11 protein-coding genes and 1 riboswitch are annotated in these 11056 nt (G+C 58.8%); of the genes, 5 read left to right on the top strand and 6 right to left on the bottom strand.

Features of this window, described 5'->3' with window-relative positions; translation table 11 throughout:
* Positions 1 to 100: 100 nt before the first annotated feature.
* The 6 genes from mntP to AUC60_RS22185 form a co-directional block, all read right to left on the bottom strand.
* Positions 101 to 667 carry a manganese efflux pump MntP gene (gene mntP, locus AUC60_RS22210; protein ID WP_087272778.1) on the bottom strand — a complete coding sequence of 189 codons (567 nt, stop codon included), beginning with the start codon at positions 665 to 667 and terminating at the stop codon, positions 101 to 103.
* A riboswitch (yybP-ykoY riboswitch) is annotated at positions 666 to 843 on the bottom strand. Its footprint overlaps the gene before it by 2 nt.
* Positions 844 to 977: 134 nt before the next feature.
* A complete protein-coding gene (locus AUC60_RS22205) occupies positions 978 to 3011 on the bottom strand; it encodes an LTA synthase family protein (protein WP_087272795.1) in 2034 nt (677 codons plus the stop codon).
* A gap of 23 nt (positions 3012 to 3034) precedes the next feature.
* Entirely contained in the window at positions 3035 to 3661 is a 627-nt protein-coding gene (locus AUC60_RS22200; protein ID WP_087272775.1) for a hypothetical protein, read from the bottom strand.
* The gene (locus AUC60_RS22195; RefSeq protein WP_087272772.1) at positions 3658 to 4956 is read right to left on the bottom strand and encodes a sialidase family protein; all 1299 of its coding nucleotides are present in this window, start codon (positions 4954 to 4956) and stop codon (positions 3658 to 3660) included. Before AUC60_RS22195 ends, AUC60_RS22200 begins: the two co-directional genes overlap by 4 nt.
* Positions 4957 to 4994: 38 nt before the next feature.
* Positions 4995 to 5540: a cytochrome b/b6 domain-containing protein gene (locus AUC60_RS22190; protein WP_087272770.1), complete on the bottom strand. Its 546-nt coding sequence runs from the start codon at positions 5538 to 5540 to the stop codon at positions 4995 to 4997.
* On the bottom strand, positions 5540 to 5809 hold the full coding sequence (locus AUC60_RS22185; protein ID WP_027900126.1) for a PepSY domain-containing protein: 270 nt from the start codon (positions 5807 to 5809) through the stop codon (positions 5540 to 5542). Before AUC60_RS22185 ends, AUC60_RS22190 begins: the two co-directional genes overlap by 1 nt.
* 169 nt (positions 5810 to 5978) lie before the next feature.
* Between AUC60_RS22185 and AUC60_RS22180 the strand changes: the two genes are divergently transcribed.
* From AUC60_RS22180 to AUC60_RS22160, 5 genes are all read left to right on the top strand, one after another.
* Positions 5979 to 6641, top strand: coding sequence for a response regulator (locus AUC60_RS22180; RefSeq protein WP_087272767.1), 663 nt, complete (start codon positions 5979 to 5981; stop codon positions 6639 to 6641).
* Positions 6638 to 8011: an ATP-binding protein gene (locus AUC60_RS22175; protein ID WP_087272763.1), complete on the top strand. Its 1374-nt coding sequence runs from the start codon at positions 6638 to 6640 to the stop codon at positions 8009 to 8011. The genes AUC60_RS22180 and AUC60_RS22175 overlap by 4 nt, the downstream gene beginning before the upstream one ends.
* Positions 8012 to 8361: 350 nt before the next feature.
* Positions 8362 to 9267, top strand: a complete 906-nt coding sequence (locus tag AUC60_RS22170) for a heme/hemin ABC transporter substrate-binding protein (RefSeq protein WP_087272760.1) — start codon at positions 8362 to 8364, stop codon at positions 9265 to 9267.
* Complete coding sequence (locus tag AUC60_RS22165; RefSeq protein ID WP_087272757.1) at positions 9264 to 10289, top strand: FecCD family ABC transporter permease; 1026 nt, start codon at positions 9264 to 9266, stop codon at positions 10287 to 10289. Before AUC60_RS22170 ends, AUC60_RS22165 begins: the two co-directional genes overlap by 4 nt.
* Positions 10289 to 11056: a heme ABC transporter ATP-binding protein gene (locus AUC60_RS22160; RefSeq protein WP_087272754.1), complete on the top strand. Its 768-nt coding sequence runs from the start codon at positions 10289 to 10291 to the stop codon at positions 11054 to 11056. The genes AUC60_RS22165 and AUC60_RS22160 overlap by 1 nt, the downstream gene beginning before the upstream one ends.

The following is an 11056-nucleotide window of genomic DNA, read 5'->3' as shown; positions in this document are numbered from 1 at the left end:
CCGAGGTTACGAGGCCAGCGATCACGGAGTGTCAGACAAACCGCTATCGCTGGCCTCGTAACCTCGGTTAGCTCCTACAGGGATTGATACAAATCAGAAATCAAGCCGACAAGTGTTCGTACAAGATCGTCGCGCCCACCAGTATCAGCACCAAGCCGCCAATGATCTCGGCGCGCTTGCCGACCATCGTCCCCAGTACCCGGCCCAACATCACACCAATCGTCACCATGGTCATGGTAGCCAGACCGATTGCAGAGGCTGCGACGAGAATGTTCACGTCCACAAAAGCAAGGCCGACACCGACGGCAAGCGCGTCGATGCTGGTGGCAAAAGCAGTGACAGCGAGAATCAGGAACGAATGCTGACCGGCCTTTTCCTCTGGCTCTTCATCATCCTGCTTCACGCCGTTGTAGATCATGTGCAAGCCGAGAATCAGCAGCAGCGTAAAGGCGATCCAGTGATCCCAGCTTTCGACAAAGCTGCTCGCGGCATTACCGATGGCCCAGCCGATAACGGGCGTGATGGCTTCAATCACGCCGAAGATAAGACCGGTACGTAACGCTTCGATAAAGCGCGGTTTGTGCAGGCTGGAGCCTTTACCGATGGCCGCTGCGAAAGCGTCCGTGGACATGGCCAAGGCGACAAATATGAGGGAGATGGGGCTCACGGTTTACTTCCAGTCGGGCTATGAGTCAACGACACATCCACACGCCCGACTTTAGGCATGGATATGTCGCTGGTCTCGCCAACCAAAAGGTGCTCGTACCACGGCTGCTGCCGAGAATGTTGATACGAACGCTGCTGATGTCACTCAGCAGCAGGCTACTCCCCAACGAAGGTGGGCATCATACCCGTTCAGGGCATGAAAATATCGTCAAACGGTTCACAAGTTTCGGAGCGATACGCGATTTATCTGAGTAACCCAGCTCCCACAAGGAATGCACTCCAATTCAAACAGTCATGTGAAGTTAATAACCTCACTGCACATTCCGATACAACATCAACCGCGCACTCTCATGCAGCCCCAGGGTCAGCGCTCGCAGGCGACTGAACTCCTCCGGGTGCCGCTCTGCAACATCCTCCAACGGAGTTGCCGAGGCCAGGTCATGCAGCGTCGGCGAGGTGCCGTCGTGTTCCATTTGCAGTAAAAAGTGTCGGGTGACGCCCCCGATCAACGGGAAAGTACCTTCGCGCAGCACCAACGGCACGACGCGCTCACCTTCAGGTGCAGGCTGCTGGATATCCCGGCCCATGGCACCGTTACTGAACGGAATCCCTGCCATACCCGCCACGGTTGGCAACAAGTCCGCCAATCCGACCGCCTCCTCGACAACCTTCGCCCCTATCAGGCCTGGTGCGTGGATCAACATCGGCACGTTGTTGCTCTCCAGGCCCAATTGTTCAAATGCCGGAGGCATATGCGGGATCTGGCTGATACGGGTGTTGTGGTCGCCAAACAGGACAAAAATCGTGTTTTCGTAGTAACCGCCCGCCTTGGCCAGCTCCATCAGCCGCCCGATATTGAAGTCCAGCAAGCGCACTGCGTTGTATTGCTCCACGCTGCGCGAACCCGCTGCCTGCACTTGCTCTAGGCTCAGATTGCTGACTTCAAAACCGTCGTTTTCTTTAGGGATGGTAAACGGCCGGTGATTGCCTGCCGTCTGCAAATAGGCGAAAAACGGCTGATCCTTGGGCAGCGCGCGCAGGATTCGGTCGCTTTCCTTGAACAGATCCAGATCGGAAATCCCCCACACATCCACCACAGGCGAACGCCAGTCACGCTCGTCATACAGTCGGATGTCGACGATGCTGCGGCGGATCAGCGCGTTCATGTTGGCCCAACCAGAGTTGCCGCCAATCATGTACAGCTTTTCGTAGCCTTTGAAATCGTTGATCAGCGTATTTTGCCGGGTCAGCATCGGGTGCCGGGTTGCGGTTTCCTGACGAGTAACGTCGGGAACCCCGGTAATGCTTGCCCACACGGTCTTGGCGGTTCCGGTAACCGGCACGTAGAAATGCCGAAAGAACCAGCTTTGCTCAGCCAGCCGATCCAGATTAGGGGTCGGATTGAGCGGGTTGCCATACGCCCCCACAGCACTGGTGCCCAAGGACTCAAGCATCACAAACACTACGTTCGGCGGCCGGGTAGCAGCCACGTTGTAAGGCTGCACGTCTTGCTGACGCTTGAAGTTCAGGCTTTGCGGGTCTGGCTTATCGACGCCCAGGTAATCAGCGACCACAGAATAATGGCGGCGTACTAACTCTTCGTCATAACGCGACTGCCCTACCTTGAGCGTGTCATAGAGGAACAGCACCGGATTCAAACCCAGCGCGGCGACCTGACTGTTGCCCGAGAAGAACGCGTCACTCCAACGCAGCGGGACCGGGTTTTCCAGATTGAGGTTTTCAACGCGACCCAGCAGCCCCAATAAAGTGGCCAACGTCACCAGTACTGCGCCAAATGCGGCAGACCACCGCCTGATCGGTTTGGCCTGGCGCTCAAGGGTAATCCGCTCCAGCCCGATGAACGCCGCGATTATCACCCCGATACCGGCGAGCCAACTGGCGGTGATCCACAGCACTGGATAGGTTTGCCAGAGCATGTCCCGGGAAATCTGCGCGTCATCCAGATAGCGCATAACACTGGCGTTGATCCGCACACCCAGATACGCGTAATGACCAAAATCGACGATGTAGATCAGAGTGACCAGCGCCAATACAACGGCGAGGTACCCCCGCGCCAACCAGCGCAGCATCCTCACGCTCAGCAGATTCCAACGGGGGAACCACAACAGCACGACGAGGGGTAACGCCAACAGCAGGGCCAAACGTAAATCGAAGCGAAAGCCAATGCTCAACGTTTGAGCGACGGTGGCGTCAGTGCTCAGGCTGGCAGGATCAACACCGGAGAAGCCGAAGAAAAACACCAGCCGCAAAACACTCAGCAGCACCAAAAAAAGCACGGTCACGCCCAGCCAATACAGCAAGCGCCGTGATTGCAGCCAACCCATTTTCATCCCCTTGACTCTTACACTCACAAGCCAGAAACCGGCTTGATGCTGGATACCGCCATTTGCTGGCTACTGCGCCAGCGTCGATAGATGCCACGCGCGATCATCAATACCAGTGCCACGCAGCAATACAGCGCCAGCAACGGGTCGATCAGATAATCCCAATAGTTTTCCGAAGGCTTGCTGCGCACCGCGAAGGCCAGTGTCGCGCCTGCCAGCATCACGACGCCCAAGCCATTGCGCAGGTACAGCAAGCCGAAAGCGATGACTGCAACGGCAATGATCAGAGGGCGCGGATTAAAGCCCAGACGATAAGGATCGCTATAGCTGAGGCCTAATGTGGCCGGATAGAGAACCAGTGCCAGGGCAGCAAAAACGATCACCACGACGGTGCCAGGGCGACCGACTCCAGGCAGTTTCAAAAGACGCTGCAAGGAGAGCCAGACAAGGACAATCGCGGTCGTGATCGCCAGATCGTCGGTAAAGCTGCGCACGTACGCCGCCAGCGAAAGACCATCGAGACTGACAAAACCCAGCACTGAAGCACTCGCCAGAATGATCAGGCGCCACTTCAGGTTAGCGACCCAAGAAGCCGCCACGATGAACAACGTCAGGCTGAAAAAAAGATGGGCTTGCCACAGAGACATCACAGTAATTGCTCCGCCAGCCAGGCTTCATTGAAGCTGACGTGTTTGATAAAGGTGTTATTCCACGAATAAACCAAGTGGTAGAGACCGTCGGGGCTGCGGATGAAGTACGGATACTCATACTCAAAGTCGCAGCCTTGAGGCGAGCACACACGCTGATCGAGATTGCTCAGGAACTGTTCCTCAAGCGGATGACGGCGCACGCCGCTGGAGGCGCGGAAACCTTCGCCGATGATTTCCTTGTAGGCATCAAAGGAAAACGGATTGCCCAGCGGATCGGGCGACTTATCCAGATCGATCAGCGAAGTCCAGTGATCCATCTGCTCGTCAGTGCCGTAGAGGCTCAATTTGAAACGACCGTCGCGCAGGTCATTCAGCGCGACCAACAGACCGCGATCGGGCGTGCCAACTGCAGCCAGCGAGGAATTGGGATTGCTTGGCGCGAGGGGCAGCGGTTCACTCCAGGTCTGACCGCCATCCTCGGTGCGACTGGCGAGCACTTTGTGATGCGTGTTGCCCGCGTAACGCAGCAGTGCGACCGCGCGCTTGCCATCCAGTGGCACCACCGTTGGCTGCAGAGAGTTCTTGCCGCGGCTGATACGGAATTTGTCGATCACATCACCGTCGGCGCTCAGGTACAGGTACTCGGCAAACTTGCCGAGAAACTCGTGGTAAACCGGCAGGCCGATCGAACCGTCAGCGTGAAACACTGGTGCGGCGCGCACCAATGTACTGATGTTCAGGAACGGCGAGGTGATCAGTTGACGAGGCTGCGACCAGTTCTTGCCCATGTCCTCGGAGACCATCACGTTGACCGAACTGCCTGCCCAGCCGCCCACCGAGACCGAGACATAGAACAACCACAAACGCTGGTCCGGTGCCAAAGCAACCACCGGGTTACCGAGTTTGCGGATGTACTTGCCGGTGCCCTCCTGAGTGGACTGACGCGTTGCCAGCACCTGCTCATCGCCCCACTCGCCAGCACGTGCGTCGAATCGCGAGGCGCGGATTTCCACATCGCCCGCACCTTCACGAGAGCCCGCGAACCACACGGACATCAGGTCGCCACCGGGCAAGGCGGTCACCGCAGACGAGTGAACAAAGTCATCCAGATCAGAGGACGCGAAACGGCTGCTATAACTGGCTTTTGCCGCAACGCCCGAAACCGGCGTTAAAGCGGGTGCAACAGCGAAGCCGGACAAGCGGTGCTGGGGATGGCTGAACCAGGCACCGATGAAAACCAGAGTGAGCGCAAGGTATGCACTCAAGACAGGTACATTGAAAGAAGTCAGTCGCATGGGTAGTGATCACAATCGTGAAGGCAAAATGTCTGGGCTCAATCACGTGGCTCTTCGGCAAGTGGCCGACGCCGACCCGTGATCATCGACAACGGCAGGTTGTCCTTCACCTGATAACTTTCAAACAGTGCCGCCGCTATGTGCAGGCACACCACCAACGCCAGGCCGTCAGCCAGCGTTTCATGAATCTGCTGAGGCCAGTCTGCGCCCCACAGGGCATCCACTTCGGTCATCAGCCATCCGGTCAAACCGATACCGCAAATCATCGCCATCATCAGCACCATGACCAGCGCACCCAACGGCGAGTGGCCCAGCCGATGTTCCGGCTGACGCCTGATTAGCGAGCCAACATGGGCACGCAAACGCGCAGGCGTCGGCCAGAAATCGGACCAGCGCGCACTGCGCGGCCCGATGAAACCCCACACCACTCGGACCACCAGCCAGGCAACCACGTAGTAACCCAGCCAAACGTGCCAATCGTCACCGGCTTCATTGAAGAAGTAATTAGCGACGAAAACACCGGCCAGGGAAATGTGGAACAGCCGCACCAGCGGGTCCCACAGGCGCAGGGTCGGCCGAGTCATTAGCCTTTGATCTCGGTCTTCACGGCTTTACCGGTGACCGGATCGTGGTAGATCTCGACTTTGCGTTTGTCTTTGTCGAAGCCGTAGATTTCGTAGCAGTTGCCGTCAGTGACTTTGAACTTGCTGATCTCGTAACCCTGAGCTTTCAGTTGCTCCTGGAATTTGCCCTGATCCTGCCAGGTGGAGCGTTCGGCAGTGGTGCATTGTGGACCGGCAAGGGCCAGCGGACTGGCGAGCAGGAAGGGAACCAGCAACAGGACTTTACGCATGGCAGACACTCGTAAGAACTAAGGAGCCGCTACTGTGCGAAACAAAGCTTAGCGAAAGCTTAGGACGCAACAGACCGTTACATCTTCCCCGACGCAAGGCCCTGCCCGAAGCGCTGGCGTAGCGGCATCATGTGCGCCCTCACCGGCTGAAACCAATACGGAACACCTTATGCGCCTGCTCCTTGTGGAAGATGACCGCGCCGTAGGCCAGGGCATCCGTGTCGCCCTCGGCAGCGAAGGCTATACGCTGGACTGGCTGCAGGACGGCGCGAGCGCACTGCATGCCCTGCGCAGCGAACGCTTTGACTTACTGCTGCTCGACCTCGGCCTGCCGCGTCTGGACGGTATCGACTTGCTGCGCCAGATTCGCGCGGAGCAACAGTCCCTGCCTGTATTGATCCTGACCGCTCGTGACGGCACCCCCGACCGTATCGCCGGGCTGGACGCTGGCGCTGATGACTATCTGGTCAAACCCTTCGATGTGGACGAGCTAAAAGCCCGGGTTCGTGCACTGCTGCGACGCAGTCAGGGTCGTGCGCAACCGTTGCTGGAACATGGGCAAATCAGCCTTGATCCGGCGACCCAACAAGTCAGCTTCAACGGTGTCGAAATCGCCATGACGCCGATGGAGTATCAGTTACTGCATCAACTGATGATCCGGCCCGGTAAAGTCGTGACCCGCGAGCGTTTGTCGTCGACGCTTTACGGCTGGCAAGACAAGGTGGAGAGCAACACGCTGGAGGTGTTGATCCACAACCTGCGTAAAAAACTCTCTGCCGAATTGATCCGCACCGTGCGCGGTGTGGGCTACCGGATCGAGACCTTGTCATGAGTTCAGTTCGCGCGCGCATTCTCGTCCCTGTGTTGCTTCTGCTGCTGTTGGGCGACCTGACTATCAGTTGGTTGGCGCTACGCGATAGCCACAATGAAATTGAAGAAGTCTACGACGCCCAACTGGCGCAAAGCGCACGCCTGCTGCAAGGCGTTCTGCGCCAACGGCCACCGGGCGAGACCGACCTTGATCGGCTGTATCAGGCTTTCGATGAAGCCATGAGTCGAGTGGGCGGCGGTGAGGCTGCTCATCCCTATGAGACGCGTTTGACGTTCCAGATCTGGCGCAGCAACGGCGAACTGCTGGTGCGCTCCGCCGAGGCGCCGGAGCTGGACGGCCCGCCTGTTACCGAGGGCTCACATGATTTCCTCAAAGACGGCAATGACTGGTGTGGTTTCCTGCTGGTCGACGCGCAGCAAGGGCTGCTGATCTGGGTCGGCGAGCGTGACGATGTGCGCCAAGACCTGATTCAGCGCATCGTCCGCCACACCTTGTGGCCCACTGTGATTGGAGTTCCCCTTCTGGCCCTGGCGATCTGGCTGGCGATTGGCTGGGGTTTGCGCCCACTGCAATTCATGGCCAGCGTCATTCGTCGACGCGAGCCGGAGAGTCTTGAGCCGCTGCATCTGGCACCGCTGCCCAAAGAGCTGGAACCGATGCAGACCGCGCTCAATCGCCTGCTGATCCAGATCGAAAATCTGCTGGAACGAGAGCGCCGTTTTATCGCAGATGCGGCCCACGAACTGCGGACACCGCTCACCATCCTGCGCATCCACGCGCAAAACGCCAGACAGGCGCAACTGCCGGAACAACGCGAAGAGGCGCTGGATTATCTGGTGCATGGCGTCGACCGCGCCACGCGGATTGCCAGCCAGTTGCTGACCATGGCGCGCCTTGAACCGAAGGTAAATCAAAGCGAATTGCAGACATTCGACCTGGGCAGTCTGGTACGTGAAGAACTTGCCGAACTGACACCGCTGGCGGCCGAGAAAAAAGTTGAACTGGTCTTCGATGGGGTAGAAGACTTCCGGTTACACAGTGATCCCGCGGCCATCACTGTGGCCTTCCAGAACCTGCTGACCAACGCCCTGAATTTCGCTCCGGCCAACAGTGAGATTCGGGTCATTCTGGACCGCAGCCATGACGGCCTGGCCGAGTTGCGCGTCGAGGACAGCGGGCCGGGCATCGACGAAAAAAATGCACCGCGTCTGCTGGAACGTTTCTACAGCAATGGACACAGCAACGGTGCAGGGCTGGGATTGGCCATCGTCGAAATGATCGTCAAGAAACTCGACAGCACCCTGCAGATCGGCAACCGCCCCGATGGCGGATGTTGCGCGCAGTTGCGGCTGAGAAGTCTAGGGACCTGAAATTGCTGGACCTGTCCGCTGTCGCTCAACAAATACTGACCTGTAGGAGCGCGCGAGCAACGCGAGGCCGCGATAGCGGTGTATCAGACAGGACGCCATCGCGGCCTCGCATTGCTCGTGCGCTCCTACAGAAAAGCATTCAAAATCAGGTAGTTGCATTTTTCTAAGCTAACAAGCAACGCAAGGTAGCGATGACGGTGTGCTGATTTTCTCCGGACAATGCGGCAGGACAAAAAGGTTACGACATCTTAATGAGAAAAAATGTCATTTGCGGATAGTATGTGTTCTCGAATTCTTCATCCTGGTAATTCTGATCACTATTTGCCGGGTAACGCCTTAAGGACATAACCATGAGCCGCCTCGCAGCCCAGTCTTTTTCTTTCTCCAAAGCCTTCGTCGCTGCAACGGGTTTGTGGCTGCTGGCCCAGACCAGCCTGGCGGCGGACTTGCCGCAACGCTGGGTTTCGGCGGGCGGCTCGATCAGTGAGTGGATCGTCGAGCTGGGCGGCGAGTCGCGGCTGGTGGCCGTAGACACCACCAGTCAACATCCAGCCAGCCTGGAAAAGATGCCGAAAATTGGTTATCAACGTCAACTCAGCGCTGAAGGCATTCTCGCACTGCGTCCGGACGTACTGGTGGGCAGCGAGGAAATGGGGCCGCCACCGGTGCTGGAACAATTGCGTCGGGCTTCGGTGCGTGTCGAAATACTGTCCTCCAAACCGGAACTCCCGGCACTTGAAAGCAACCTCAAGCAACTGGGTTCGTGGCTGGGTAAAAACGATCAGGCTCAATCAGAGTTTGCGGCGTTTCGCGACAACCTGAACAAACTCTCCAGCCGCTTGGCGACCAACAAGGACCAGGCACCACGCGTGCTTTTGCTGGTCGGTGGCGCCGGTGACCGGCCACTGGTGGCAGGCTCCGACACGCTGGGTGCATGGTTGCTGACCCAGGCCGGTGCCAATAACATCGCCACGCACAAGGGTTACAAACCGCTGTCCAGTGAGATGCTGCTGGGGCTGGATCCGGCTTTCATTGTCATCGCTGACCGGCGAATCAATGGTCCCCAGGCGGCACAAGCACTGGTCGCGCAAAACCCTGGCCTCGCCAGTAACCGCGCCGTACGTGAAAACCATTTGCTGCCGCTAGACGCCACGCTGCTGGTCGGTGGCCTGGGCCCTCGTCTGCCCGCCGCTGCCGAAGCACTGGCTCAGGCTTTCCGCCCAAGCCTCGGCGCGACGATCGCCCATAAACCATGAGCCTGAGACTTCAGGCCAGACCCTTATTGATTGGCCTTGGCGGATTGACGCTGGTCAGCGTCCTGCTGTCGTTGACCCTGGGCCCGTTGAATCTGGCGCTGGTTGATACCTTGCGGGCCTTGGCGCATATCGCAGGCTTCCCTGTAGCAGCCGATGAACAGGCCGTGCTGGTCGTCGGTCAGATTCGACTACCGCGCACATTACTCGGCATTGCCGTAGGTGCGGTGCTGGCGATCACTGGCGTTGCTATTCAAGCGTTGTTCCGCAATCCGCTGGCCGATCCAGGATTGATCGGCGTCTCCACCGGCGCTGCGTTGGGCGCAGCATTTGCTATCTGCCTGGGAGGTATGGCAGCCCCTGCCTGGTTCCAGCCGTATTTGCTTTCGTTGTGCGCGTTCGCTGGAGGTTTGGGCGTGACGGCCATTGTCTACCGATTGGGTTACCGCGCCGGGCAGACCCGCGTCGGGATCATGCTGCTCGCCGGGATCGCCATCACCGCCATGGCAGCCGCGCTGATCGGCCTTCTGGGTTATTTGGCCGATGACGCCACCCTTCGGCAACTGACCTCCTGGAATCTGGGCAGTCTCAACGGTGCCAGCTACGCGCGTCTCTGGCCCTCGCTAGTGATTGTGCTGGCGGTCGCCGTCTGGTTGCCGCGTCGGGCAGCGGCCTTGAACGTGCTGTTGCTGGGCGAATCGGAAGCCCGACACTTGGGTATCGAAGTTGAACGGCTCAAGGCCGAGCTGATTTTCTGCACGGCACTGGGCGTCGGCGCAGCGGTTGCCGCAGCCGGTCTGATTGGGTTCATCGGGCTGGTCGTCCCGCATTTGTTGCGGCTGCTGGCGGGCCCCGATCATCGACTGTTGCTGCCTGCGTCCCTGCTGGGAGGCGCGAGTCTGCTGCTCCTGGCCGACACCATTGCGCGCATGCTGCTGACCCCCGCCGAGTTGCCGCTGGGCATTGTCACCGCACTGCTCGGTGCACCCTTTTTTCTCTATCTGTTGATACGTAGGGGGATTTGATGCTCAGCGTTTCTGGCCTGGGGCTGCAAACCGGTAGCAACTGGCGCTTGCGTGATATTGACCTGAGCTTAGTCGGAGGCGAAGTGCTGGGTGTGCTCGGCCCTAACGGCGCGGGCAAAAGCAGCCTGTTCGGGGCTATGAGTGGCGAGCTTTCACCGAGTACCGGCCACGTGTTGCTGGAGGGCGAATCACTGAGCACCTGGACAGGACGCGAACGGGCACAGAAGCTGACAGTACTGCCACAGACATCAACCCTGGAGTTCGATTTCCTGGTCAATCAGGTAGTGGGGTTCGGTCGTTTGCCACACGACAGCGGCGCGCAGGCCGACGCCGAAATCGTCGAACAAGTGTTAGCTCATTGCGCCCTGAGCCACCTGACCGAACGATCATATACACAACTGTCCGGCGGCGAACGCCAGCGGGTACAACTGGCTCGCGCCCTCGCCCAGCTCTGGCCTGCCGTACCCGGCAAAACCCTGCTGCTGGACGAGCCGACCGCCGCCCTCGACCCACGCCATCAGCACGCATCCCTGCAACGAATCCGGCAACTGGCCGCCGACGGCGTGTCAGTAGCGCTGGTGTTGCACGACCTGAACCTGGCTTCCCGCTACTGCGATCGACTGCTCCTGCTGGCCGAAGGGCGCATCCACGCCTTGGGCACTCCCGCCGAAGTGCTACAGCCGCATGTGCTGCATGAGGTTTTTGGCCTGGAAGTACTGATCCAGGAACACCCCGTGGACGGCTACCCGGTAGTCATCGTTCGCTGA

Source organism: Pseudomonas caspiana (assembly GCF_002158995.1).
Taxonomy (GTDB): domain Bacteria; phylum Pseudomonadota; class Gammaproteobacteria; order Pseudomonadales; family Pseudomonadaceae; genus Aquipseudomonas; species Aquipseudomonas caspiana.
This window is presented reverse-complemented; position numbering and strand designations above follow the sequence as displayed.